At 64.7% G+C, this 26444-nt stretch carries 23 protein-coding genes and 1 tRNA gene; 5 read left to right on the top strand and 19 right to left on the bottom strand.

Going from position 1 to position 26444, the window contains the following annotated elements; translation table 11 throughout:
• Positions 1–44 precede the first annotated feature (44 nt).
• A tRNA-Pro gene (locus AC1RJW_RS14535) sits at positions 45–121 on the top strand.
• A gap of 123 nt (positions 122–244) precedes the next feature.
• Positions 245–1639, top strand: a complete 1395-nt coding sequence (locus AC1RJW_RS14540) for a GntP family permease (RefSeq protein WP_493045524.1) — start codon at positions 245–247, stop codon at positions 1637–1639.
• 13 nt (positions 1640–1652) lie between these two features.
• On the opposite strand, the gene AC1RJW_RS14545 is transcribed toward AC1RJW_RS14540, so the two are convergent.
• The 4 genes from AC1RJW_RS14545 to AC1RJW_RS14560 form a co-directional block, all read right to left on the bottom strand.
• Positions 1653–3056 (bottom strand): sodium:solute symporter family protein, encoded by a 1404-nt coding sequence (locus tag AC1RJW_RS14545; RefSeq protein WP_493045525.1) that lies wholly within the window; start codon positions 3054–3056, stop codon positions 1653–1655.
• 132 nt (positions 3057–3188) lie between these two features.
• Complete coding sequence (gene pcaD, locus AC1RJW_RS14550; RefSeq protein WP_493045526.1) at positions 3189–3992, bottom strand: 3-oxoadipate enol-lactonase; 804 nt, start codon at positions 3990–3992, stop codon at positions 3189–3191.
• Between the two features lie 11 nt (positions 3993–4003).
• On the bottom strand, positions 4004–4294 hold the full coding sequence (gene catC, locus AC1RJW_RS14555) for a muconolactone Delta-isomerase (protein ID WP_493045527.1): 291 nt from the start codon (positions 4292–4294) through the stop codon (positions 4004–4006).
• A gap of 9 nt (positions 4295–4303) precedes the next feature.
• The gene (locus AC1RJW_RS14560) at positions 4304–5413 is read right to left on the bottom strand and encodes a muconate/chloromuconate family cycloisomerase (protein ID WP_493045528.1); all 1110 of its coding nucleotides are present in this window, start codon (positions 5411–5413) and stop codon (positions 4304–4306) included.
• Positions 5414–5515: 102 nt separating this feature from the next.
• Here AC1RJW_RS14560 and AC1RJW_RS14565 point away from each other — a divergent pair, with 102 nt between their 5' ends.
• Complete coding sequence (locus tag AC1RJW_RS14565; RefSeq protein WP_493045529.1) at positions 5516–6430, top strand: LysR family transcriptional regulator; 915 nt, start codon at positions 5516–5518, stop codon at positions 6428–6430.
• A gap of 3 nt (positions 6431–6433) precedes the next feature.
• On the opposite strand, the gene AC1RJW_RS14570 is transcribed toward AC1RJW_RS14565, so the two are convergent.
• From AC1RJW_RS14570 to AC1RJW_RS14635, 14 genes are all read right to left on the bottom strand, one after another.
• Positions 6434–6826, bottom strand: a complete 393-nt coding sequence (locus AC1RJW_RS14570; RefSeq protein WP_493045530.1) for a hypothetical protein — start codon at positions 6824–6826, stop codon at positions 6434–6436.
• A gap of 57 nt (positions 6827–6883) precedes the next feature.
• A complete protein-coding gene (locus tag AC1RJW_RS14575; protein ID WP_493045531.1) occupies positions 6884–8224 on the bottom strand; it encodes a PepSY-associated TM helix domain-containing protein in 1341 nt (446 codons plus the stop codon).
• Between the two features lie 8 nt (positions 8225–8232).
• On the bottom strand, positions 8233–10344 hold the full coding sequence (locus AC1RJW_RS14580; RefSeq protein ID WP_493045532.1) for a TonB-dependent receptor family protein: 2112 nt from the start codon (positions 10342–10344) through the stop codon (positions 8233–8235).
• Between the two features lie 78 nt (positions 10345–10422).
• The gene (locus AC1RJW_RS14585; RefSeq protein WP_493045533.1) at positions 10423–10830 is read right to left on the bottom strand and encodes a DUF2946 domain-containing protein; all 408 of its coding nucleotides are present in this window, start codon (positions 10828–10830) and stop codon (positions 10423–10425) included.
• Positions 10831–10877: 47 nt separating this feature from the next.
• Positions 10878–11474, bottom strand: a complete 597-nt coding sequence (locus tag AC1RJW_RS14590; RefSeq protein ID WP_493045534.1) for a PqiC family protein — start codon at positions 11472–11474, stop codon at positions 10878–10880.
• Complete coding sequence (locus tag AC1RJW_RS14595; protein WP_493045535.1) at positions 11471–13099, bottom strand: PqiB family protein; 1629 nt, start codon at positions 13097–13099, stop codon at positions 11471–11473. The genes AC1RJW_RS14590 and AC1RJW_RS14595 overlap by 4 nt, the downstream gene beginning before the upstream one ends.
• Positions 13092–14384: a paraquat-inducible protein A gene (locus AC1RJW_RS14600; protein WP_493045536.1), complete on the bottom strand. Its 1293-nt coding sequence runs from the start codon at positions 14382–14384 to the stop codon at positions 13092–13094. Before AC1RJW_RS14600 ends, AC1RJW_RS14595 begins: the two co-directional genes overlap by 8 nt.
• 128 nt (positions 14385–14512) lie before the next feature.
• Positions 14513–15871 carry an amidase gene (locus AC1RJW_RS14605; RefSeq protein ID WP_493045537.1) on the bottom strand — a complete coding sequence of 453 codons (1359 nt, stop codon included), beginning with the start codon at positions 15869–15871 and terminating at the stop codon, positions 14513–14515.
• A 4-nt stretch (positions 15872–15875) separates the two neighbouring features.
• A complete protein-coding gene (locus AC1RJW_RS14610; RefSeq protein WP_493045538.1) occupies positions 15876–16553 on the bottom strand; it encodes a DUF2848 domain-containing protein in 678 nt (225 codons plus the stop codon).
• Between the two features lie 4 nt (positions 16554–16557).
• On the bottom strand, positions 16558–17883 hold the full coding sequence (locus AC1RJW_RS14615) for an MFS transporter (RefSeq protein ID WP_493045539.1): 1326 nt from the start codon (positions 17881–17883) through the stop codon (positions 16558–16560).
• Positions 17884–17992: 109 nt separating this feature from the next.
• On the bottom strand, positions 17993–18667 hold the full coding sequence (locus AC1RJW_RS14620; RefSeq protein WP_493045540.1) for a hypothetical protein: 675 nt from the start codon (positions 18665–18667) through the stop codon (positions 17993–17995).
• A 180-nt stretch (positions 18668–18847) separates the two neighbouring features.
• Positions 18848–19765 carry a LysR family transcriptional regulator gene (locus tag AC1RJW_RS14625; RefSeq protein WP_493045541.1) on the bottom strand — a complete coding sequence of 306 codons (918 nt, stop codon included), beginning with the start codon at positions 19763–19765 and terminating at the stop codon, positions 18848–18850.
• A gap of 57 nt (positions 19766–19822) precedes the next feature.
• Positions 19823–21058 carry a M20/M25/M40 family metallo-hydrolase gene (locus AC1RJW_RS14630; RefSeq protein ID WP_493045542.1) on the bottom strand — a complete coding sequence of 412 codons (1236 nt, stop codon included), beginning with the start codon at positions 21056–21058 and terminating at the stop codon, positions 19823–19825.
• Positions 21055–22287, bottom strand: a complete 1233-nt coding sequence (locus AC1RJW_RS14635) for a urate hydroxylase PuuD (protein ID WP_493045543.1) — start codon at positions 22285–22287, stop codon at positions 21055–21057. Before AC1RJW_RS14635 ends, AC1RJW_RS14630 begins: the two co-directional genes overlap by 4 nt.
• A gap of 131 nt (positions 22288–22418) precedes the next feature.
• Between AC1RJW_RS14635 and AC1RJW_RS14640 the strand changes: the two genes are divergently transcribed.
• Both AC1RJW_RS14640 and AC1RJW_RS14645 read left to right on the top strand, forming a co-directional pair.
• Positions 22419–23357, top strand: a complete 939-nt coding sequence (locus AC1RJW_RS14640; protein WP_034754583.1) for a LysR family transcriptional regulator — start codon at positions 22419–22421, stop codon at positions 23355–23357.
• Between the two features lie 73 nt (positions 23358–23430).
• Complete coding sequence (locus AC1RJW_RS14645; RefSeq protein WP_493045544.1) at positions 23431–25191, top strand: allantoate amidohydrolase; 1761 nt, start codon at positions 23431–23433, stop codon at positions 25189–25191.
• Positions 25192–25200: 9 nt separating this feature from the next.
• Here AC1RJW_RS14645 and AC1RJW_RS14650 read toward each other — a convergent pair whose 3' ends face one another.
• Positions 25201–26436, bottom strand: a complete 1236-nt coding sequence (locus tag AC1RJW_RS14650) for a Zn-dependent hydrolase (protein WP_493045545.1) — start codon at positions 26434–26436, stop codon at positions 25201–25203.
• Positions 26437–26444 lie beyond the last annotated feature (8 nt).

Raw genomic sequence — 26444 nt, forward strand, 5'->3', positions numbered from 1 at the left:
AGCCGCTTGAAACCTATTCCTCTATCTGCTGTAATGAAGGAAAGCGGGGTGTGGCTCAGCCTGGTAGAGCGCTGCGTTCGGGACGCAGAGGCCGGAGGTTCGAATCCTCTCACCCCGACCAGCATTCCCCCCTCTGCCTGCACTGCACACTCCTTGACCTGCGCGTTGGTGTGTTGCTGAGAAGTGTGATATTAATTGAACAATTAATTAATTGAACACATCCATCGCACAGGGGTACGGTCTTATGTCTTTCCTGATAGTTCTGGCCGCACTGGCCTTCCTGATGCTGGCCGCCTATCGCGGCTACAGCGTGATCCTGTTTGCGCCCGTCGCCGCGCTCGGTGCCGTATTGCTCACCGATCCGTCTGCCGTGCCGGCCGTCTTCAGCGGCATCTTCATGGAAAAGATGGTGGGCTTCATCAAGCTGTATTTCCCTGTCTTTTTGCTGGGCGCCGTGTTCGGCAAGCTGATCGAGCTGTCCGGTTTTTCGCAGGCCATCGTCATGGCGGCCATCCGCTACATCGGCAGCTCGCGCGCGAATGCCGTGATCGTTGCCGTGTGCGCCGCGCTGACCTATGGCGGCGTGTCGCTGTTCGTGGTGGTGTTTGCCGTGTATCCGTTCGCGGCCGAGCTGTATCGCCAGAGCAATATCCCCAAGCGGCTGATGCCGGGCGCCATCGCCCTGGGCGCGTTCTCGTTCACCATGGATACCTTACCGGGCACGCCGCAAATCCAGAACATCATCCCCACCACCTTTTTCAACACGACCGGCTGGGCCGCGCCGTGGCTGGGCACCATCGGCGCCGTGCTGACGGTGATCATGGGACTGGCCTTCCTGGAATGGCGCCGCCGTTCCGTCATGGCGACGGGCGAAGGGTATGGGGCCGAGGCCGAAAAGGCCACGGCCGACGCGGGCGACCTGCCCCATCCGCTGCTGTCAGTAGCGCCCTTGGTGCTGGTGGGCGTGGCCAACTTTGCGCTGACCAAGCTGATCCCGCACTGGTATGGCGACAGTTACGTACTCACCGCCGAGGCCCTGCCGGGCTTGCATGCGCCCGTGTCCACGTCGATAGCCTCCGTGACCGGTATCTGGGCCGTGGAAGGCGCCTTGCTGTTGGGAATTTTACTTGTGTGCGTGACGGCCTTCGGGCGCATCCGTGCCGCCTTTGCCGAAGGCACCAAGGCGGCCGTCGGGGGTGCCTTGCTGGCAGCCATGAATACGGCGTCCGAATACGGTTTCGGCGGCGTCATCGCGGCCCTGCCCGGCTTTCTTGCCGTCAGCAACACCTTGCGCAGCGTGCCCGATCCGCTCGTCAACGCAGCCGTTTCCGTCACGACCCTGGCCGGCATCACGGGCTCGGCCTCGGGCGGCATGAGCATCGCGCTGGCGGCCATGTCGGACAGTTTTATCCAGGCCGCGCAACAGGCCCATATTCCACTGGAAGTCATGCACCGCGTGGTGGCGATGGCCAGCGGCGGCATGGATACCTTGCCGCACAATGGCGCCGTGATCACCCTGCTGGCCGTCACGGGCCTCACGCACCGCCAGTCCTACCGCGATATCTTCGGCATCACCGTCATCAAGACGGTGGCCGTGTTCCTCGTCATTGCCCTCTATTACATGACGGGGCTGGTCTGAGGGTCGGGGCAAACTAGAGGCGCGACGACGATGCCGGCTTCGCCACAGCGTGCGCCGGCTTGAACAGGTGGCTGATGCCCATGGTCAGCAACGGACCGGCCAGCGCCAGGTAGGAACTGTCCACGCCATACGGATTGCCCGCCAGGAACCAGCCGATGGTGGCGATCACGGAGACGATCACGCCGACGAAGGCGCCGCGCGGCGTGCCGAATTTCGGCGCGTAGAAGGCCATCAGCACCAGCACGGCCAGGGTGGCGCGCAGGGCCTTGCCGAGGAAGGCAATCATCAGCAGTTTTTCCGCATACAGCGCCAGCACCAGCGGCAGCAGGCCGGCCACGACGATGGCGATGCGCAGGAACATCAGCGATTTCGCGTCATTCTTCGCCTTGTTGTACCAGGGGTCATAGAAATCCTTCATGGCCAGGGTGGCCGATGCGAGGGTAGTGGCGGAAATGCCGCCGAACAGGGCGCCGGCCAGGCCGACGATCATGATACTGGCGGAAAACGCGGGCATGTGCGCGATCAGGGTCGGAAACGCATCGATCGACTTCATGCCAGGATACAGCACGGCGCTGCACATGCCGATCAGGGCCGCCATCAGGCCGAACGGAATCATCAGCGAGGACACGTAATAGCAGGCGCGCTTGGCCACGGCCGGGTTATCCGTACTGACCAGGGCCTGGATCACGTATTGCGTGGCGAAGATGGAACCGATGCCGCCGATCATCCAGGCGATGATCTGGCCCCAGCCGATCTCGACCCAGTTGAACATCTTGGCCGGCAGTTGCGCCTGCAGCGCGCCGATGCCGCCGGAGGCTTCCAGCGCATACGCCAGCGCCAGGATCACGCCTAGGTATTTGACGATGGAGTGGGCAAAATTGGTGTACACGACCGAGCGCATGCCGCCCAGGCTGACATAGATCACGGTAATGGCGCCCACCAGCAGGATCGCTACCGTCTTGTTGATATGCAACACAGCCGCCAGCACGGCGCCGCCGCTCGCGTACAGGGCCACGGCAACGATGCCCAGCGCAACGATGGTGAGGACGGACGCGGCATAACGCACGGGCTCGCCGTACGTTTGCGCCAGGATGCCGGAAATCGTCGACTGCCCGCTTTCCTTGTATTTCTTGACCAGCACGATGGCCAGCAACAAGAAGCCCAGCGACAGCGCCACCAGATTCCACGCGGCGGAAATGCCCAGTTCATAGCCCTTCTGTGCCGTGCCGATGCTGACGGAACTGCCAATAAATTCCGACAACAGCAGCGCGCCGATCAGGTAGGCGGGATAGTTGCGCCCGCCCGCCGTCATGCCTTCGGCGCTGTTGGCATGCTTGCGCACGCTATAGGTAATGTACGACATGAGGGCGAAATAGCCCACCGTGATCGCAGCGATGATGATTAATCTGTTTTCCATCCGTCTACTCCAAGTCTGCTTTTCTTATTATTATTTTTTCAAGAAAGCTTCCCCTGCCGCATGCCGGACGAGCCGGTGGCGGTGCTCAGGGGAAAGTCAAATTCCTGCCATACCTATACGGTACAGCAAGCCTCACAACAAAAAGGTCCGCAACTGCGCCGTAAACAAGTCCGCCGCCTCGACGTTCGAGATATGCGAGGCGGGCAGGCTTGCCAGGCGGGCGCCCGCGATCTGCTGCTGCAGCCAGCGCCCGTCGTCGACGGTGGTCACGGGATCGTGCTCGCCGGCGATGATCAGGGTCGGCACGGCTATCGCGCCGACGGCGTCGTGCAAGTCCACGTGGGCCAGCACGTCGCAGCAGGCCGCGTAGCCGCCGGCATCCTGGCTGCGCAAGGTGGCCACCATGCGCGCCACCGTGTCCGCTTCGCGCGCGATAAACTGCGGCGTGAACCAGCGCGTGGCGGCACTCGCGGCCACTGCGGCCATGCCGTCGCGGCGAACTTGCTCCGCCCGCAGCTGCCACGGCGCGGCGCCGCCGATGCGCGCCGCCGTATTCGCCAGCACGAGCTGCGTCAAGCGCTGCGGCTGGTGTATACCCAGCCACTGGCCCGTCAAGCCGCCCATGGAAATGCCGCAGAAAGCGGCACGCGCGATATCAAGGTGGTCGAGCAGCGCCACCACATCCAGGCCCAGCCGCTCGATGCCGAACGGTGCGCTGCCGCTGGCCGACTGGCCATGACCGCGCGTGTCGTAGCGCACGACAAAAAAGTCGCCGGCCAGCGCGGCCGCCTGCGCCTCCCACATGGACAGGTCCGTGCCGAGGGAGTTCGACAGGACCAGGCAGGGTTTGGCACGGTCGCCATCCGTGCGGTAATGCAGGCGAATACCATCCGCCTCGCACGTTTTCCCGGCAGTGTCGTTGCCTGTATGCGTCATCGCATGTCTCCTCAGGAATCGTCGTCGCGCACCGACGAAGGATGGCGGCACAGCGGCATCACGTCGATCTGCATGTAGGGGAACAGCGGCAGCGAGGTCAGCAAATTATGCAGCTCGTCCACGCTGTCCACGTCGAAGACGCTGATGTTGGCGTACTGGCCGGCGATGCGCCACAGGTGGCGCCACTTGCCCTCGTGCTGCAGGCACTGCGCCAGTTCCTTTTCCGTCTGCTTCAGCTGCGCCGCCTGCTCGGCGGGCACGCTCAACGGCAGGTTCACGTTCATGCGTACATGGAATAACATGGTTTCTCCTTATTGACGCTGCATCGTATGCAGCTTGTCCATATCGATCTCGACGCCCAAACCCGGGCCCGTCGGCACCTGCAGCATGAAGTCGCGGTACACGAGCGGTTCGCGCAAGACTTCCTGCGTCAGCAGCAAAGGCCCGAACAATTCCGTACCCCAGGCCAGTTCGGCAAAGGTGGAACAGACGTGGGCCGTGGCGGCCGTGCCGACGCCGCCTTCGAGCATGGTGCCGCCGTACAGGCCCACGCCGGCCAGGCGCGCCACGGTGGCCACTTCCAGCGCGGGCAGCAAGCCGCCCGACTGGGTGATTTTTACGGCAAACACGTCGGCCGCATCGGCCTGGGCCAGCGCCAGCGCATCGGCAGGGCCGTGCAAGGCTTCATCGGCCATGATGGCCACGTCGAAGCGCTGCTTCAGGCGCGCCAGCGCGGCACGGTTACCGGCTTTGACAGGCTGTTCGATCAGGTCGATGCCGCCCGCTTCCAGCGCGGCGATGCCGCGCACGGCGTCCGTCTCGCTCCAGGCCTGGTTGACATCGACCCGCACGCTGGCCCGTTCGCCCAGCGCCCGCTTGATCTCCAGCACGTGGGCCACGTCGTCCATCACGTCGCGCAGGCCGATCTTCAGCTTGAAGATGCGGTGGCGGCGCAGTTCCAGCATTTTTTCCCCTTCGGCGATATCGCGCGCCGTGTCGCCGCTGGCCAGCACCCAGGCCACGGGCAGCGCATCGCGCACGCGGCCGCCCAGCAATTCCGACAGCGGCACGTTCAGGCGGCGCGCCTGCGCGTCCAGCAGCGCCGTCTCGATCGCGCATTTGGCAAAGCGGTTGCCCTGGATGACCTTGCGCACCCTGGCCATCGCCTTGGCGACTTCGCTCGCTTCCATGCCGACCAACAGGGGCGCGATATAGGTATCGATATTCGTCTTGATGCTTTCCGGGCTTTCGCCACCGTAGCTCAAGCCGCCGATGGTGGTGGCCTCGCCCCAGCCGGTGATGCCGTCGGCGCAGCGCAGCCGCACCAGCACCAGGGTCTGCGTATTCATGGTGGCGACGGACATCCGGTGCGGACGGATGGTTGGCACATCGACCAGGTAGGTCTCGATATTTTGAATCATATTTATTCCGTATAATTCTGTGGAGTGGTGACACGATATTCCCCGAATGTCCCCACGTCCAACACCGAGTTGGTATCAAACCTATACCTGAAAGGTATGAAGATGGAATTACGGCACTTGCGCTACTTCGTTGCGGTAGCAGAGGAAAGGAACTTCACGCGGGCCGCCGCACGCCTGCACATCGCGCAGCCGCCGCTGAGCCGGCAGATGCAGCAGCTAGAAGAAACCCTGGGCGTGGCGCTGATCGAAAAGGGTTCGCGGCCCTTGCGGCTGACGGAAGCGGGCGAGTTCTTCCTCGCCCATGCACGGCCCCTGCTCGACCAGGTGCGCGACCTGCAGGCGATGACGCAGCGCGTGGGCAAGCTGGAACGCACCCTGTCGATCGGCTTCGTCGCCTCGACCCTGTATGGGGAATTGCCCGACATCGTGCACCGCTTTTGCGAACGCCATCCCGAGGTCGACGTGACCCTGCATGAAATGACGACGGTGCAGCAGTTGAAGGCCCTGAAGGAAGGCCGCATCGACGTGGGCTTTGGACGCCTGAAAAGCGAAGACCCCAGCATCCGCCGCATCCTGCTGCGCGAGGAGCGGCTGGTGGTCGCGCTGCCGCCCGGACACCGGCTGGCCAACGGGGAAGGCGGCTTGCGCCTGATAGACCTGGTGCATGAAACCCTGCTCGTGTATCCGAAAGCGCCCCGTCCCAGCTTTGCCGACCAGGTGCTGAGCATGTTCAGCGAAGGCAATGTCACGCCCGGCCCCGTCACAGAAGTGCGCGAACTGCAGATTTCCATGGGACTGGTGGCGGCCGGCCAGGGCATTTCCATCGTGCCGGAAAGCGTGCAGGCCATGCATCACCGGAACGTCGTGTACCGCAAGCTGGACGACAAACACGCGTTCTCGCCCATTTTATTCAGCATGCGGCATATGGACCGCTCGCCGGAACTGGAAAATATCCTCGCCGCCGTGTATTCGATCTACGATGAACACGGCATCGCGCACGTCAAGGAAAGCCTGTAGCCCTCACGCTGACAGCGGCGCGTCGGCCAGCAGTTCCGGACGCAGCGCGCGGATGCGCAGCTCCGTGAAGTAACCACCCGCCTCGTTGTAGCGCAGGTAGTGGCGGCCGCAGTTCAGGCAGCGGGCCACCTGACTCAGGTTCGCGGGATAGTAGCGCGGCGCGATGGGCGCATCGGCGCCGTCGTAGCGCGTGCCCTGCGGGTGGTATTCGGCAAACGTCGGTTCCTCGTACGGGTCTTCCCGCAGGGTGCCGACTTCTTCAAACCGGTCGAGTTCCAGCGAAGTGGGAAGGCGTTGCCAGGCATCGAGCGGAACGGCGCAGCAGCTGCATTTTTGAGTGACGCCGGCCGAAGCGGCGGCCAGCGTGGACAAGGCGGGAAAATCGATGAATACCATGGTTCAGCCATTGCAAAGGGGCGGCCCGTGGCAACGAGCCTGGCCGCACCCCTTATTCTAGCGCAGTCGCATCCTGCCGATACGCGGCCCACATTTTGCCAGGCCCAGTTCCAGCAGCATCAGCAGGCTGCCGGAAACGAGCAGCAACGGCATCAGCGCGCACATGCCGGCCGCCACCAGCCAGGCCAGCGCGGACGGCGAGGTCCACGCGCCCGGCAACAGCCTGGGCAAGCCCAGCGAGCCTGGCAGGCGCCGCTTGAAGAACATCACCCAGCCCGAGACCAGCGAAAACAGCACGCTGGCGCCGAACAGCAGCAGCAAGGCCTGATTCCACCAGCCGAATTCGCCGCGGTGGAAGGGGATGCCGATGGCGGTAGCCTTGCCGAACGCCGTCTGCGCCTCCCAGCCCGCGTAATACAGGGGCTTGCCGCTGTAGGCATCGAATTGCAGGTCGAAGCGCAAGGTGGGCTGGCTGCGGTCGGCCATGGTGGCGCGCCACACATCTTCCTGGCTGGCCGGTGCGGTCAGCTGCACGGCGATGGCGGGCGCATGGCTGCGCGCCACTTGCCAGGCATCCTGCCAGTCGAGCGGAGCGCCCTCCTCGCGCGAATGCAGGCCGCGCGGCACGGGCGGCGGCGCCTGACCGCTGACGTCGCGCAGCGCGCGGACGCGCCCGCCCGCCTGCTGGCTCCACGTCAAGCCCGTCGTCAGGATCACGACGCTGACGATGCCGAGCGCGACGCCGAGAAAAGCATGCCACTGGCGCCAGCCGTTGCGGCCCCGCGCGCCCCGCTTCGGCAAACCCGATTGCGCGCCGCGCGGCCACCACAGCACCACGCCCGTCACCAGCATCACCATCAGCCAGCTGGCGGCCAGCTCGATCATCCAGCGCCAGCCATCGTTCTGCAGCAGGCGCGAATGCAGCTTTTTCGCCCAGTTGCCGAAGCGCTCGCTGCTGGCCAGGCTGCCCAGCACGCGCGCATCGTAAGGATTCACGTAGACGACGATGGCTTGCGCGGGCAGGCCGAATGCCGGCTTGACCGGCGCGGCATGTCCGCCATGGCCCGCATGTTCATCGGGCGCGCCGCCGGGCGGCGCGAACGCCACCTGCACCGCGTCGTCCTGCTGAAATGGCGGCACCACGTGCTGCACCGTCCAGCCACGCGGGGCCGCCCGCTCTGCTGCGGCAACGGCGGCGTCCAGCGGCAGCATGGATGCCTGCGGCGCCACGTGATCGAGGTGCTGGTACAGCCTGGCCTCGATCTGCGGCGTGAAGATATACAAAATCCCCGTCAGGGTGGCCACCAGCGCGAATGGCGAGGCGATCAGCGCGGCCCAGAAGTGGATGCGCCAGTACAGGCTTTTGCGCCGTGCGACAAGAAAGGTTGCGTCGTCCATGGCCATCCTCACAGTCCGTCATAGGTATAGGCCAGGCCCAGCATCACGCTGCGCGGCGCACCGGGCGTGTACTGATTCTGCGTATTGGCCGCGTAGCTGCCCGTGCCCGCATAGCTGCTGCTGGCCGAATCGGCATAGCGCTTATCGGCCACATTGCGCACCTGCGCCCATGCTTCCAGGCCGCGCGCGAGCTGGTAGCTGGCGCGCAGGTTCAGCAGCGCGTGGCCGCCATACTCCACCGTGTTGGCATTGTTCATCCAGTAGCGGCCCTGATGCACGGCTTCGAGCGCGATACGCGCGCCCGTCACGGGCTTGTAGCCGATCTCGAACGAGGTGATGTCGCGCGGCGCCTGCGGCATGGTGCGGCCGCTGTAATCAAGGGTACTGGAGACCTGATAGCGCAGATAGCGGTGGCGCGCGATGGCCGTGGCGAAGCGCGCGTCGAAGGGGCCGCTGTCGTAGTTCAGGCCCAGTTCCAGCCCTTCGCTGCGCGTGCGTCCCGCATTGCGGTTTTCGCTGTTGCCCGGCGAGAGCGTGTAGCTGACGATGGTGTCGCGCCCGTCGAGCCGGTACAGGGCCGTGTCGAGTTTCAAGCGGCCCTGCAAAAAGGCCCAGCGCAAGCCCAGTTCATAGTTGTTGTAGACGGACGGCTGCAGGTCGGCGATGCCCGTCTTGCCATACAGCTGGCTCACTTCGGGCGGCGTAAAACCCTGGCTGACGTTCGCATACACGCTGCCCGCATGGCCGATGGCGTAGGTGGCGCCCAGCTTCGGGCTCGCGTGCGAAAAGCTGCGCGACTCGTCGGGGGCGCCGTAATTGACGCTGCCGCCCGGCGCCAGATTATTATGGTAATCGTAGCGGATGGCGTCCGAGCGTCCGCCCAGCACCACGCGCGTGCCCGCCAGCGGAGAAAATTCCCACTGCGCGAAGACGGCCGTGTTCAAAATGTCCGTCTGGTAGTCGCGCACGCCCTGCGGGTTGCTGGCATTGGCCAGGGAGTAGCGCAAGTAGCGGCCCGTGGCCGCGTCGCGCACGATGGAGAGATTGTCGCTGACGAAGGGATTGTCGCTCTTGTCCACGTACACGCCGGCGACCAGGCGCGAACGCAGCCACGCGAATTCCTGCTGGTGTTTCACATCCAGCCCCAGCGAATCGACATGGTTGTTGTTGATGACGCCCTTGCACAGCAGCCCCGCGCAACTGCCTATCGAATAGGCGGGAATCTGCCCATGGTCGTTCTTGCGCGTAAACACGGTGACGGTACTCGTGCCATTGGCCGTCGTCGCGCCCTCCCACGCCAGATTCATGCGCGTGGTCTTGTCCTTGCGGTAGGTGAAGGTATTGAGGCTCTTGCCGGGGGCATGGCGGTAATCGTCCTCGAACAGGCTGCCCGTCATGGCCGCATCGAGATCCGTGTGCACGATAGTGGCGCGCAGCTGCGAGGTGGGACTGAGCGCATAGTCGGCGCGCAGCGAAAACGAATCCTTGTCGCCATAGCTGTACTCTTGCCAGTTGTCGCGCGAACGGCGCGAACTGTAGTGGGAAAAGCGCAGTCCCAGCGCCCCCCAGGTATCGCTGGCGGACGTGTCATAACGGGTGAAGCCGCCCACGTTGTCGCGCCGCACGCCCACGCTTGCCGTCGGCGTCGCGCTGGCGCCGGCCGTGAGGAAATTGACGGCACCGCCGACGGCATTGCTGCCGTACAGCGACGAGGCGGCGCCCTTCACCACTTCCACGCCGCTGGCGCCCGCCATGTTCATCTCGTTGAGCGAATTGTGGTTGAAGACGCCCAGCGGGCGGATGGGTATGCCGTCTTCCAGGTACTGGTAGACGGCATTCGTGCCGATGGGCTGGCGGATGCTCATGCTGTGCTGCTCGTTGCCCAGGTCGTTCCAGTACACGCCGGCGATGCGGTTGAGGATATCGCCCATGGTCCTGGGCTTGTCGCGTTCCAGGGTTTTGGCATTGACGACGCCGATGGCCTGCGGCGTCTCGGACAGCCACGATTGCGCGCGCGAGCCGGAAACGACGACCGTGTCGATATCGTGATCGGATTGCGCCCGCGCGCAGGGGTAGGCCACGGTGCCGGCCAAGGCCAGCACCAACAGTTTCTTGTTCATGTGATTCTCGTTTAAGTGTGCGGATGCTGCCCCGTCGCACTGGAAGGCGCGCAGGGCAAGTACTAAAAATACAAAAACTTAAATGAGACGGGGCGGTGCGCGCGACTGCGCGGTGGACCAGATGAACGGCGGGGATGGGGACTGGTAGTACAGGGCCGGGAAGATGGCCGTGCCGCTGGCCACAAGCAGCGGCAGCACGGGGCTGGCCGGCGGCAGGCCGACGGAACCCGCATGCGTGGAACAGAAGGCGCAATGCTCCATCTGCATGGCCTTGCCGCCAGACTTGCCATCGGCGGCGCCGTCATCGGCCTGATCAAGCTGCACAAAACGGATGCCGGCCACCGAGCAGATTTCCGCCCAGCCGGAGCCGGACTCCTGCTTGGCGTTGGCGACGGCCTGGGAAATCGACGGCGCGAGCGCCGCCAGCAAGATCGCGAAACAGGCGATCCAGGCGGCAAAGCGGCGCGTGAACAAGGTCATTCCCATGGCCGCATTTTACCAGCGGCGGCCAGGAGTGGGTAGCGGAAAGCGGCTCAGACAGCCGGACAGGCGGCGTTGCCGTTGTCAAAAGCACGCACGACACTGGCCGCATCAGCGGCGATGCGGTTCACGGCGCGGCGGTGCCCCAGCACCAGTTCATCGTAGCCGCCGCCCACCTTTTCATTGGCTATCGTGCGGCAAGTAACCACCTTGCTGCTGGCCAGCTGACGCACGCTCCACACAGCATCGATCAGCGCATACTGGCCCATCACGGACTCGAAACGCTGCACATTGGTGCTGATACGGTACACGGGCAGCTTGTCCGGGTATGGCGTGCGGAACACATCGATGGCGCCCAGGTCGTTCGTCACGGCCGTCGACAGGGCCTGGCCGATCTCGCCGGCCAGCGGCCCCGCCCAGCGCTGCTGCTCCAGCAATTCGATGCGGCCCGACGGCGCCGTCACGACGAACTGGTTGCGGCTCACCTGCTGCGGCACGCTGACGGCCAGCACCTCGACATAGTATTTCACGGGCTTGGACGGCTGCGCGTCGGCGCCGCCGCTGAGCGTGTAGAAATGCTCGGGCTGGGGCGTGGAGCAGGCGCCCAGCAGGCTGGCCGCCAGCAGCGCGGCAAACATCGGCTTCATCATTTTTCATCTCCTTTTTTACCGCGGATCAGGGACTCGGGATGACGTTCCAGGTAATCCGACAGGGCATTGAGCGATTGCAGGGTTTGCGTCAGCTGCTGCAAGGCCTGGCGCACGTCCGACTGCAGCGGCGAATCCTTTTGCAGCACCTGTTCGGCCGTGCCGAAGGTCTGTTTCGCCGCCGTCAGGGTATCGCGCATTTCCGGCACCACCTGACCATCGAGCTGCTTGAACAGGGTATTGGCCTGCTTGATGGTCGCGTTCAGGTTATTGCCGATCTCAGCGTACGGCACCTGATCGAGCTTGCGGGCGATGCTGGCGATCTGCGTCTGCAATTCATCGAGGGTATTGGGCACGGTCGGCACTTCCAGCGGATACCTGTTCGGATCGAGCGCCACCTTCGGCGCTTTCGGGAAGAAGTCCAGCGCGATGTACAGCTGACTGGTCAGCAGATTGCCCGTGCGTAGCTGCGCGCGCAAGCCACGGCTGACCATGCGTTCGAGCAGCTGGTGGCCGGCCGAGCCTTCCTCATCGTCGACGGCCGCCTTGAAGCGCATGCCCAGGCGGGCCGGGTACAGGTTGACGGTGACGGGCATGCGGAAGTTCTTCTTCACGGGGTCGAACTCGATGCCGACCGAGCGCACCTCGCCCAGCACGATGCCGCGGAAATCCACCGTGGCGCCGGCCTGCAAGCCGCGCAGCGACTGGTCGAAATAGAATACGGTGGTGATGGCCTCGCCATCGGGCTCGCGCATGGCGCTGGCCTCGTCGGCCGCCAGGCGGTAATTGGTGCCGGCCGGCGCCGGTTCGACGGGCTTGCGGCCGTTTTCCGCCTCGAAGGCGATGCCGCCCACCAGCATGGCGGCCAGCGACTGCGTATTCAATTTGAAGCCGTTGGAATCGAGGCGCACGTCGACGCCGCTGGCATGCCACCAGCGCGCATTCTTGCCGACGAACTGGTCGTACGGCGCGTTCACGAAGACCGACATGGTGATGCCGTTGCCATCCTTGTCCAGCGCGAAGCTGACCACCTTGCCCACCCTCAGGCGGTGGAAGAACAGAGGCGAACCCACATCGACGGAGCCGAGGCTGTCCGCATGCAGGGTGTACAGTTTGCCCTTCTGGTCCCCCGCCACGGCGGGCGGACTCTCCATGCCGATGAAGTTCTCCTTCTTCTGTTCCGACTTGCCCGTGTCAACGCCGATGTAGGCGCCCGACAGCAAGGTGCCCAGGCCCGTCACGCCGCTGGCGCCGATCTGCGGGCGCACCACCCAGAAGCGCGAATCGGCGGTGGCGAAACGGCGCGCCTCCTTGCTCATGTCGATCGTCACGAGGACCTTGCTCAAGTCGTCACCCAGGGTGATGGCGCGCACCTGGCCAATATCGACATCCTTGTACTTGACCTTGGTCTTGCCCGGCTCCAGGCCTTCGGCGCTCTTGAAGCTGACCGTCACCGTGGGTCCCTGGTCGAGGATGGACTTGGCGGCCAGGCCGGCGCCGATCAGCGCGGCCAGCAGCGGAATGAGCCATACCAGCGACGGCAGCCAGCGGCTGCCCTGTTCCACATCAGGTTCCGGCAATGGACGGCCGCCCGTTTCGGCAGGACCGCCCGCTTCTTTGTCAGACATGCTGTTCTCCAATCACTGTATTGTTTCCGGTATTTGCCACCACCACGGGTTCTTCCTCGCCAGGCACATGTCCGTCGACGGGGTCCCAGATCAGGCGCGGGTCGAACTGCATCGCCGCCAGCATGGTCAGCACCACCACGGCGCCAAAGGCCAGCGCGCCGGGTCCCGCCGTGATCACGGCCAGCGACTTGAAGCGCACCAGCGCCACCGTCAGGGTGACGACAAAGATGTCGAGCATGGACCAGCGGCCGATGAATTCGACCATGCGGTACAAGATGGTGCGCTGGCGCGGCCGCCAGCGCGAACGCCGCTGCGCCGTGAACGCCAGCAACGCCAGCACGCCCAGCTTGAGCATGGGCACGACCACGCTGGCGATGAAAATGATGATGGCCAGGCCCTTCGAGCCGCTGGTCCAGAACAGCACCACGCCGCTCATGATGGTGTCGTCCTGCGCGCCGAACAGCGATTGCGTCACCATCACGGGCAGCAGGTTGGCGGGAATGTAGAGGATCATGGCGGCGATCAGCAAGGCCCAGGTGCGGTTGATGCTGTCCGGCTTGCGCACGTGCAGGGCCGTGCCGCAGCGCACGCAGGCCAGGTGCCTGCCCTTGCCCACGGGCGGCGCCACCAGGCCGCAGGCATGGCAGGGAACGACCTTCTCGCCGGGCGCGAAGGCCTTGTAGCGGATGCCGGGCAGCGCTTGCCGGGTCAGGTCGTCGCCCAGGTTCCACAGGGCCTTGGGGTCGAACGAGACGACGATGGCCAGCAGTACGGTGAGCGCGCCAAACGCGAACAAGCCCGGTTGCGGCAGCACCGTGGCCAGGCTGGTCATCTTGACGACGGTGATCAGAATGCCGATCATCAGCACTTCCGTCATGCCCCATTCGCGCGCCGTCTGCACGGCGCGCAGCACGCGGTTGAATCCGGGTACCTTGACGCCGCCGCGCAAGCCCAGCGCCACGTACAGCAGCGAACCGAGCTCGATGGCGGGAAAGAGGATGGTAAACAGGAAGACCATCGTCGCCACGATGTGCATCTGCTCGGACCACAGCACGCGGATGGAGCCGAGCAAGGTGGCGCTGGAGGTGAGGCCATTGACGTCTAGTTCGACGATGGGGAAAAACTGGGCGATCAGGAAGACAAAGGCGGCGCCCAGGGTGAGCGCCACCACCTTGCTCAATTCGGCCGAGGCGCCCCGGCCTGGCGCGGCGCGGTACAGCACCGAGCGGCAACGGATGCAGCGCGCCTTTTCGCGTGGACGCAGCGGACGTTTGCGGTACAGCACGCCGCAGTCATGACAGCTAATCAGGTCGTATCGGTGCACAGTGTGAAGTTTGCCGGCGCCCGCAGCGCGACTATCCCATGTCAATGCCAGCCATCATGACAGAATTGGCATTTTCCTGCACTACGGCACTATTCTTTTCCACTCCCCCGCAACAACGCCTCCACGGCGCGGCCGATTTGCAACACTGTATCGTCGGCGCCGGCCAGGCCGCAGATGCCCAGCCCCACGGGCAGCTCGCCGTCGGCATGGCAAGGGAGCGACAGCGCGCAGCCGTCTAGGAAGTTGATGACGCTGGCGTTGCGCAGCACCAGGCCGTTCGTAGCAAAAAAAGTGGCGTCGTCCGCTTCCAGCGGCGCAACCTGCGGCGCCAGAATGGCCACGCTGGGCATCAGCCAGGCGTCGAACGGCGCCAGGCGCTGCTGCGCGATGGCAATCAGGCGCGCGCGCGCATCGAGCAGGTCGATGTAGTCAAACGCGCCCTGCTGCTGGCCGCGGCGGATGCGCGCCGCCACGCGCTGGTCGTACTGCGCGCCCTTCTCTTCCAGTAACGCCCTGTGCCAGTGCCAGGCTTCCGCCGCCACCAGGCCGCCACCGCCATTAATCGTCGGCAGCTCCAGCAACTCGGGGAAATCGAACTGTTCCACCAGGGCGCCGGCTTGCCGCAGCTTGTCCAGCGCGGCATCGAAAGCCTGCTGCACCTGCGGCTCCACGTGCGTTCCGACGTAGTCCAGGGTAAAGCCGAAGCGCAAGCCTTTCAGTGCCGGCGCCTGCGCGCCGATGTCATGGCCCGACAGCGCTGCATACAAGATGGCGCAGCAATCGACGCTGCGGGCGATGGGGCCGGCCGAGTCGAGGGAGCGCGACAGGGGCACCGTGCCGGCCAGCGACACAGTCGCCGCCGTCGGCTTGAAGCCCGTCAGACCGCAAAAGGCCGATGGAATGCGGATCGAGCCGCCCGTATCCGTGCCCAGCGCGCCGGCCGCCATGTCCAAGGCCACCGTCACCGCGCCGCCCGAGGTGGAGCCGCCCGCCACGCGCGCGCCGTCGTGCGGATTGCGCGGCGTGCCGTAATGGGGATTCAAGCCCAGGCCGGAAAACGCAAATTCGCTCATATTGGTGCGCCCCAGCAGGATGGCGCCGGCCGCGCGCAGGCGCGCCACGGCGCCCGCATCGGCGTCGGCGGGCGGCGCGCCGGCCAGCGCCAGCGAGGCGGCGCGGCTGGTCTGCCCCCTGACGTCGAACAGGTCCTTGATCGAAATGGGGATGCCGGCCAGCGGCGAGGCAATGATGCCGGCGGCGCGCGCCGCATCGCTGGCCCGCGCTTCCATCAACGCCTGTTCGCCATCGAGGCTGACATAGGCATGGCCGCCCTGCGCCCGGTGGGCCTCGGCGCGCGCCAGCATCCGCTCCGTCAGTGCCACGCTGGTGATGCGGCCGGCAGTAAGGTCGGCCGCCAGTTCGCGGATGGTCTTGGTCAGTTCGGTCATTCTCTTATCCTTCCACGGGCAGGGTTTGCACGGCATAGCGGTGCTGCAGGCGGCGCTGCAAGGCTGGATCATACAGCTCCAGCTCGAAGGCGTCACCATGGCCCATCTCGCCGATGATAGGCTGCGTGCCGCAGAACATGGCGCTGCCCACCGGCAGCGTTGCTTGCCCCGTGTAGCGCAGGATCAGGTCTTCCGGCGACAGCATGCGCGTCACGGGGCCGTCCTGGTACAGGGCCGGCACGCCGGCGCGTTCGCGCCAGGAGCGCATCTGCAGCTGGTCCCAGTGGCCGGCCACGTCGGCATAACGCCACAGGGTGTCGCCCACGGGCTTGCCGCACATCTGCTTCGATACCGTCACGCCATAGCTTTCCACCTTGCGGTCCGTGTGGTCGGAACCGATGCCCACCAGCAGGCCGCATTCCGTGGAGAACAGCACGAATTCGGCTTCGCCCGACGAGTCGCCGCCCGGCACTTCGATGGCTGCGTCGCTCGACAGCAGCGCCGCCGCCACGCGGTAAAACGTCGGCACGCTTTTCGGACGCGCCACGCCGATCGCTTCCAGCTCGGCGATGTGGTGTTCCACCATCGCCATGTCGCGGCCCGTCCAGCCAGCGATGATCAAGTTATCGATGTCGAAGGTGACGGGGCCGTGGCCGGCCAGTTGAAAATGCAATGTCGTCATGATTTTATTCCTCCAGGGGGCCGCGGCCCGTTTCGCGCGCGGCAAAAACTGCCGCGCCGGTGATCAGCAAGGCTGCCGCCACGTACAGCGAGACGACCATGGTGCTGTTGTACGAGCGGTACAGGCTGGCGATGACGAGCGGCGCGAAGCCGCCGCCGATGACGCCGGCCAGGGTGTAGGCCAGCGAGGAACCCGCATAGCGCACCTTGGTGGGGAATTGCTCGATGACGAAGGCCGCTTGCGGGCCGTACATGATGGCGTGGATGACCAGACCCACGACGACGGCCGTGACGATGGCGGCCGGGCTGGCCGTATCGAGCAAGGTGAAGAAGGCAAACGCCCACACGAGGCCCAGCACGGCGCCCAGCGCATACACGGGACGGCGGCCGATCTTGTCCGACAGGGCGCCAAACAGCGGCACCGACAGCGCATTGCAGGCCGTGCCGATCATGATGGCGGTGAGCGCCAGGGTCGACGACAAATGCAGCACCGTCGTCACATACGTCAGGGTAAACACCACCACCAGCGCATACAGCACGTCCGAGCCGATGCGCACGCCGCCGGCGATCAGCAGACGGCGCCAATAGAGGCGCAGCACGTCGCCGATCGGCGCTTCAGCCTTGGCATCCTGCTGGTCGAGTTCCTTGAACAGCGGTGTTTCCTCGATGCCGCTGCGTATCCACATGCCAAACGCCACCAGCAGCAGGCTGGCGATGAACGGCATGCGCCAGCCCCAGTCCATGAACGCTTCATGCGGCAGCAGATAGGTGATCAGGCCGATGCAACCCGTCGCCAGCAAGGTGCCGAACGACGGCCCTACCTGCGTCCACGAAGCATTGCGGCCACGCTTGTCCGGCGCGCCGTGCTCTACGGAGATCAGCACGGCGCCGGCCCATTCGCCGCCCAAAGCGATGCCCTGCACGAAGCGCAGCGCCACCAGCAGGACGGGGCTCCAGATGCCGGCCGTCGCGTACGTGGGCAGGAGGCCCATCAGGCCCGTCGTCACGCCCATCAGCATCAGGGTCACCACAAGCACCCAGCGGCGTCCCAGCTTGTCGCCCAGGTGGCCGAAGATCACGCCGCCGATGGGGCGCGAGATATAGCCGACGGCATACGTGGAAAAGGCCAGGATGGTGCCCGTCAGCGGATCGAAGGAAGGGAAGAACAGGTGGTTGAAGATCAGCGCGGCCATGGTGTTGTAGACGGTGAAGTCATACCATTCCAGGGTCGTGCCGACCATGCTGGCCGTGGCCAGGCGGCCCGTTTGGGGCTTGTCGCCCGCTGCCTGGGCCGCAGGATGCGCAGCGCTTGCCGTTGTATATGTGGTCATTGCCTACCTCTCTCGTCAGTTTTATTGCAGGCCCGGCGCAGGATGCTTTGCCCTGCGCCGTGGCCCGTGTCTCGTGTTATCAGTGCCGGCAAGATGCGCTTGCGGCGCGTCAGGCAGCGTGCAGGTCGGCCTCGCGCAGCTGCCAGGACAGTTGCAGGATGGCAGCCTGTTCCCCGTCAAGCCCCAGCGCCGCGCTGGCGGCATCAGCGGCTGCCACGGCAGCGCTTTCGGACGATGCGTCGATCAGGAGGATCGGATCGAGCACGCGGCCCTCCTTCCGTTCCGCCGGCAGGGGGCCGGACAGATTGGCGTCGGGCGTGAGCAAGCGCGTGGCAATGACGCCGTCGATCTGCAGCAGCGTCGTTCCCAGCGTGGCAAAGCCGGCCACCGCTTGCGCATCCTGGCCGATGGCTGATGCACCCAGGCGCAGCACGGCCAGCCAGGCGCCCGTGCCCATGCCTGTTTCCGCCTCGATGGCGCAGACACGGCGCATCGGATCGACCATGCGCTGCAGATTCGTCAGCGACCATGGCGTCTGCTGGCTGAAAGCCTTGAAGTAGTCGGGCGTCTGAAAGGCGGCGAGCGACACGGTGCGGTACAGACCCAGATATTTGCGGGGACCGCGCACGCTCTGGTAGCGCGTGCCGCTGACGAAGCCGGGAATGCGCACGCGCTCTTCCACGTGCTCGCGGTCGTACCAGCGGTTGAAATCAAGCTCGTGATCGGGGTCGGCGCTGGTCCAGACGAACAGGATGCCGGGCAAGGTGGTGGTGGACGTCGTCATGAAGGTTCCGTTTGCGTTGTAAGTGGAGTGCCAACCCAGAATAGGTGGCACGCCATCACTTGGCAAACGGGTTATTCTGAACGCGACTGATAAGTTTTTCTTGTGGGTGGAGCCAACAATGTTGTCGGATTACGCGCCTGGGCGCTCATCCGGCCTACGCGACTCACCCCGACCACGGCATCACCCCGCGCCATATTCCTCGCCCAGCGCCAGCGTGAACCTGGCCGCCTCCTCGCACGCCAGCATGGCGACCAGTTGAATCGCTTCCGTCGTGATGTCTTCGCTGTAACTGATGACGATGCGCTGCGGCGCCAGGCTGCTGGCGCAGGGAATCAGCGCGATATTGCCTTGCTCGATTTCCTCACGCAGGGGCGCCAGCGGCAGCACGGCGATGCCGAAGCCCGCTTTGACCAGGCGCACGATGGCGGAGATCGAGCTGACGCAGTGCACGCGGCCCAGCTGCACACCCTCGTCCTGGCACAGCGCCTTCAAGGCAGAATGCGGCTGCGAACCGCGGTTCATGGTGATGATCGGATGCTGCGCCAGTTGCGCCACCGTGAACGGCACGCCCATATCGGGCCAGTCGGCCGCGCGCCCGGCCCAGCCCATGGCGATGGCGCCGCTGCCCGTGCTGCGGATATGGTCGCCCGTCAGCATGTCCGTCTGCAGCGCGATATCGAGTTCGCCCTGCTGCAGCTGTTCGTGCAGGCGGCGCGTCGATTCCGACGTCAATTGAATCTCGATGCCCGGATAGCGCTCCTGCACACGCTGCAGGAACGGGATCAGCCAGGTATGCACGATGGTTTCGATGACGCCGATGCGCACTTCGCCCGTGATCTGCGCGGGCGAGGAATTGGCCGCATACATGTCGCGGCACAGTTCCAGCATGCGCTCGGCGTACACGAGCAGGTTACGCCCGGCGAAGGTCAGGCGGATGTCACGCGCATCGCGGTCGAACAATCGCGTGCCGAAATCCTGCTCCAGCGAGGCGATGCGATTGGAAATGGCCGCCTGCGTGATGTGCAGCTTGTCGGCCGCCGTGCGGAAACTGCCCAGCCGCGCAGCCCAGACAAACGCTTCGAGAAAACGGGTATTCAATGGAGCTCTTCTTCACTTAAAGTGTGGTCGCCCCATTGTAAGCCAAAGCGCTCCGCCTTATTTCTCGCCCAGGAAGTCCAGCAAGGTCAGGGCCACGATCTTGCTGGCCTTGCGCAAATCATCGAGCGCCAGCCGCTCGTCAGCCTTCTTCGCATTCGATTCGGGCACCGTGCGCGGGCCGGCGCCATACAGCACGGCGGGGATGCCCCGTTCGCCATACAGGCGCGCATCCGCATACAGGGGCGTGCCGACGGCGGGTATCGTCTCGCAAAGGATGGCTTGCGCATTCCTTTGCAGGCTGCCGACCAGCTGCTCGGAACCGGGCAAGGGCCGCAGCGCATGCGACAGCAGCAGGCGGCGGATCTCGATGCGGATGCCGGGCTCGCCCCGCACGGCGTCTTCGATCAGCGCGCGTACCTGCGCTTCCACCGCCACCGGATCTTCTTCGGGAATCATGCGGCGGTCCATCTTCATGACGACCTTGCCCGGCACCACATTCGTATTCGTACCGCCGTCGATGCGGCCCACCAGCATGGTGGGCGAGTCGATGCCCGCCACGTTCGATTTGATCTTCTTCAGTTCCGGCAGCTGGCCATAGATGGCGTTGAGGATCTTGTTGGCGGCCTGCAGCGCATCGTGGCCCGTTTCCGGCATGGAGCCGTGGCCCGACTTGCCGTGCACGGTGATTTCCAGCTGCAGGCAGGCGTTGTGCGCCGTGACGATGCCGTAGCTGAAACCGGCGGCGATGACGAAATCGGGCTTCGTCAATTGCTGTTCCAGCAGCCAGCCCGGCCCCAGCAAGCCGCCGAATTCCTCGTCGTAGGTAAAATGCAGTTCCAGCTGCCCCTTCAGGGGAATGCCCAGCGCTTCGAGTGCGCGCGCGGCAAACACATAGGTGGCGAAATCGCCTTTCGAGACGGCCGTCGCGCGGCCGTAGATATAGCCGCCGTCGATCTGGCCGCCATATGGCGGATACGTCCAGTTGTCGCCGGGCGGCACCACGTCGCCATGCGCATTCAGGGCCACCGTCGGCCCGCCTGCCGCATATGGCCGGCGCACGATCAGGTTGGTGATGCTCTGCATGCCGTACGCCTCGACCTGGTCCGCTGGCACGGCGTGCTTTTCCGCGTTCCAGCCATACGCCTGCAGCAGCTGCGCCACCAGTTCCGCGTGCGGCGCGTTATTGCCGGGCGGCGTATCCGTCGGCTGCTGCACCACCTTCTGTAAAAAGGCGATCTCCTCGTCGAAGTGCTCGTCGATCCAGGCCGTGATTTTTTCTGCGTGCGTAGTCATTTTGCTCCTTGCATGGTCTGTTGCAGCCAGGCGCCCAGTTCGCTGCGCTCAGCCTCCGTCATATTGGTCAGGTTCCCGATCGGCATGGCTTTCAGCTCGATAGCCTGCTTGTAGATTTGCCCCGCGTGCTGGCGGATTTGCGTCTCATTATCCAGCATCATGCCGGCCGGCGCCGTGGCGAAGCCCGGCTGCGTGGGCTGGGCCGAATGGCAGGTGGCGCAGCGCTGGGCGATGATGGCGTGCACGCTCTTGAACTGCGCCGCCGGGTCCACCGCCGGTGCGGCCGCCAGGGCCACGGGGGCTTTCGGCGCGATGGCCACGGCCACGGCCACCAGCAGGGCCACGCCGAGGGCAGGATAACGCCACTCGACTCTTCCCTTGTGGCGCAGGTTGAAGAAGTGGCGGATGAAGACGCCGGCCGCCATGATCAGCGCCAGCACCAGCCACGCGTGGTCGTTACGGTAAGTCATCGCGTAGTGGTTGCTGATCATGATGAACAGCACGGGCAACGTAAAATAATTGTTATGCACGCTGCGCTGCTTGGCTTTCAGGCCATGTTTGGGATCGGGCAGCTTGCCGGCGGCCATGGCCTCGACCATCTTGCGCTGGCCGGGAATGATCAGCATCAGCACATTGGCCACCATGATGGTGCCGATCATGGCGCCCACGTGGATGTAGGCGGCGCGTCCGCTGAGCAAATGCGTGAGCACATAGGCGGCGCCGACGATCAGCGCGAACACCGTCACGCCGAACCACAGTTCATATTGCGCCAGCTTCGAGCGGCACAGCAGATCGTACACGGTCCAGCCGATGACCAGGGTGGCGATGCCGATGCCGACGGCCTGGCCGCTGGAGATATCGGCCACGGCCTTGTCGATCATCATGGCCTGGGCATTGAAGTAATACGCGATGGTGAGCAGCGCGAAACCGGACAGCCAGGTGGAATACGCTTCCCACTTGAACCAATGCAGCTCCTTCGGCAGTTCGGCGGGCGCCACCAGGTATTTTTGCGGGTTATAAAAGCCGCCGCCATGCACGGCCCACAATTCTCCCGACACGCCCTTCTTCGCCAGCTCGGAGCCGGGCGCGGGCGGACGTATGGAATTGTCGAGCCAGACGAAATAAAAGGAAGCACCGATCCAGGCGATGCCCGTGATGACGTGCAGCCAGCGGACGATCAGGTTCAGCCACTCAAGGCCGTACGGGATCAGGTAGGCAAATACTTCCATAAATTTCCTCTAGTCAGACTGAACCAATATTCGTGCCAATCTACACAAGATAAACGGATTTACCGCCCATCACATGAAAAATATCGTATATTTGACATATTCAAATCGATATACAACAGAGCCGCCGCCACATGTCCAGCCTGCCGCAACACCTCGACCTGCACCTGATCCGCATCCTCTACCTGCTGCTGGTGGAAAAGAATGTCTCGCGCGTGGCGCTCAAGCTCAATCAGCCGCAGCCCTCGATTTCCGCCTCCCTGCGCAAGCTGCGCGAACTGACGGGCGACCCGCTGCTCGTGCGCGGCGCACGCGGCATGGTGCCGACCCAGCATGGCGAAAGCCTGCTCAATCCGGCCAAGCGCATCCTCGACCAGACGGAAAGCCTGTTCGTCAAGAAGACGCCGTTCGTGGCGCAGGAAGAGGCGCGCACCTTCCATATCGCCGCGCCCGACTACCTGGACAGCCAGTTCCTGCCCAACGTCGTGGCCCTGCTGCGCCGCGGTTCGCCGAAAAGCCGCGTCGTGCTGCATAGCCTGGGGCCGGGCATCGACCATATCCGCCAGCTCTCCGACGGGGGCCTGGACCTGGTGATCGCCAACTGGGACGAGCCGCCCGCCCACCTGCACATCTCGAAGCTGTTCGAAGACCCCATCATCTGCGCCATGCATGCGGAAAACGCCTATGCGCGCCGCACGGCCAGCGACGCCATGACGCTCGACGATTATCTGAGCCTGCCCCACGTGGCGCCGTCGCAGATGATGCCCGGCTACCACGGCGTGATCGATTCCTTCCTCGAACGGCAAAACCTGCAGCGCAACGTGGTGGTGGAGTCGGCGTATTTCGGCCTGATCCCCTACATGCTGACGCAGACGGACCTGGTGCTCACCACGGGCCGGCAATTCATGCGCTTCTATGAAAAGACCCTGCCGCTGAAAACGTATACCGTGCCCTTGAAATTCCCGCCGATGCGCTTTTACCAGCTGTGGCATCAGCGCGTGCACCAGGCGCCCGAACACAAATGGCTGCGCGACCAGGTCAGCGCAGCCGCCAAGGCGCTGGTACAGCGATAGCCGCTATCAACGCGCGCATATAATGGAGTCAGGAACGGGGCGCTATCATCACCGCTTGCATGATCGGAAAACCATGACCACCCTTTCAGACCTGAACGCCGGCAGCCAGGCCGATTTTATCGCGCACCTGCATGGCATCTACGAACATTCGCCCTGGATCGCCCAGCGTGCGGCCGCCGCCCGGCCGTTTGCCAGCCTGACGGCACTCAAGACGGAGCTGCAGCGCGTGCTGGCGCAAGCCTCGCCCGAAGAGCAGCTGGGACTGATACGCGCCCACCCGGAACTGGCGGGCAAGGCCGCCATCGCCGGGCAGCTGACGGCGGAATCGACGCGCGAACAGGCCAAGTCCGGCCTGAACCTGTGCAGCGCCGATGAATTTGCCACCCTGCAGCGCCTCAACAGCGAATACAACGCCAAATTCGGCTTTCCCTTCATCCTGGCCGTCAAGGGCCCGACGGGAGAAGGCCTGACGCGTCAGGACATCATCGCCACGTTTGCGCGGCGCCTGAAAAACCGCCATGCCGATGAGCTGGCCGAATCGCTGCGGCAGATCAAGCGCATCGCCGAACTGCGCCTGAACGACCTGTTCGACGTGCGCCTGGATTTCGGCCCCGCCATCATGCAGCAGGCGGAAACCCTGGCCGGCTGGAGCGACAGCGATTACAACCTGACCTGCGCCTACCTGACGCCGGCGCACCGCAAAACGGCGGCGCAGCTGGCCGACTGGATGCGGGACGCGGGCATGCAGGTACACATCGATGCCGTCGGCAATGTCGTCGGCCGCTATCTTTCCGACGCGCCGGGCGCGAAGACCCTGATGACGGGATCGCACTACGACACGGTGCGCAACGGCGGCAAGTACGATGGCCGGCTGGGCATCGTGCTGCCGATCGCCGTCGTGCGCCACCTGCATGAGCGGGGCGAAAAGCTGCCGTTTCATTTCGAGGTCGTCGGTTTCGCGGAAGAGGAAGGCGTGCGCTTCAAGAGCACGTTTTTGGGCAGCACGGCCGTGACGGGCAAATTCGACGTATCGCTGCTGGAGCAGCTGGATACGGATGGCGTGAGCATGCGCGACGCGCTGGCCGCCGCCGGCCACGAGGCGAGCGCCATCGGCGCCATCGCGCGCGATCCCGAAGACTTGCTCGGCTATGTGGAAGTGCACATCGAGCAGGGTCCCGTGCTGCTCGAGCGCGACCTGCCGCTGGGGATCGTCACGGCGATCGCCGGCAGCTCGCGCTACCTGGTCAATCTTGGCGGCGTGGCCAGCCATGCGGGCACCACGCCCATGTCTATGCGCAAGGATGCGGCCAGCGCGGCCGCGGAAATCATCCTGCTGGTGGAACGGCGCTGCAGCCAGGGCGAGGCGCTGGTGGGCACCGTGGGCCAGCTGCACGTGCCCAACGGCTCCGTCAACGTGATCGCCGGCGCCTGCACCCTGTCGCTCGATATCCGCGCGGCCAGCGACACCGTGCGCCAGGCAGCCGTCGACGATATTCTGGATGGCATCGCCGCCATCTGCGCGCGGCGCCAGATCGACTACCAGCTGGAACTGCTGCTGTCGGCGCGTGCGGCGCCGTGCGCGCCGTGGCTGATGGCGCAGCTGGCGCAGGCCGTGGAATCCGTCGGCATCGAACCGTATGCGCTGCTGTCGGGCGCCGGCCACGACGCCATGGCCATGGCCGCCATCACCGACGTGACCATGCTGTTTACCCGCTGCGGCAATGGCGGCATCAGCCACAATCCGCTGGAAACCATGACGGCCGACGACGCCGACATCGCGGCGCTCGCGCTGCTGGCGTTTTTGCGCAACTTCCAGCCCAAGCCGCAGGGATAGCGGTCGTGGCTACACGGCCACGGCCCGCTCCAGCATCGCGTGCAGCAGCACGTTGCAGCCCGCTTCCAGGTGCTCGGGCTTGGCGTCTTCGATTTCATTGTGGCTGATGCCGTCCTTGCACGGCACGAAGATCATGCCGGCCGGCGCCAGCCGGGCCGCGTAGATGGCGTCGTGGCCGGCGCCGGACACCACATCCATCACGGAGTAGCCGAGTTTGGCCGTGGCATTGCGCACGGCGCCCACGCAGTCGGGGTGGAACGGGCATGGCGGGTAGTAGGACACCCTTTCCAGTGAAATGCCCAAGCCTGTTTTTTCGCGCATGGCATCGATGAAGGCCGTGATCTCGCCGTGCATGGTGTTGAGCAGCTCGTCGTTCACGTTGCGCAGGTCGATGCTGAATTTGACTTCGCCGGGAATCACGTTGCGGCTGTTCGGGAAGACCTGCACCATGCCCACCGTGCCGCGCCCATATGGCGGGTAGCGGTTGGCGATGGCAACGACTTCCTGCATGATGGAGGTGGCCACCTGCAGCGCATCCTTGCGCAAGCCCATGGGCGTGGGGCCCGCATGCGCTTCCATGCCCGTCACCACGCAGTCGTACCAGGACAGACCCATCACGGCAGGCACCACGCCGATGACTTTATCGGCGTCTTCCAGCACGGGCCCCTGTTCGATATGCGTTTCAAAATAGGCGCCGATCGGATGGTCGCCCGGCACCTGCTCACCTTTGTATCCGATGCGCGCCAGTTCTTCGCCCACGGTCTTGCCTTCCGTGTCCTTGGCCGCATACGCGGTCTCCAGCGAGAAGGCGCCGCAAAATACGCCCGAGCCCATCATGACGGGCACGAAGCGCGAGCCTTCCTCGTTGGTCCAGAACGCCACTTCGATCGGTGCCTGCGTCTTGATCTTCAGATCGTTCAGTGTGCGCACCACTTCCAGGCCCGCCAGCACGCCGTAATTGCCATCGAACTTGCCGCCCGTGGGCTGCGTGTCGATATGGCTGCCCGTCATCACGGGCGGCAAGGTATTGTCGGTGCCGTCGCGGCGCATGAAGACATTGCCGATCTGGTCGATCGTGATGCTCATGCCCGCTTCGCGGCCCCAGCCTACCACCAGGTCGCGGCCTTCCTTGTCGAGGTCCGTCAGTGCCAGGCGCTTGACGCCGCCCTTCGCTGTCGCGCCGATCCGCGCCAGCTCCATCAGCGCTGCCCACAGGCGCTCGCCATTGATACGCAATTCATCCATCGTCAACT

The sequence above is a fragment of the Janthinobacterium sp. GW822-FHT07A03 genome, from assembly GCF_058798815.1.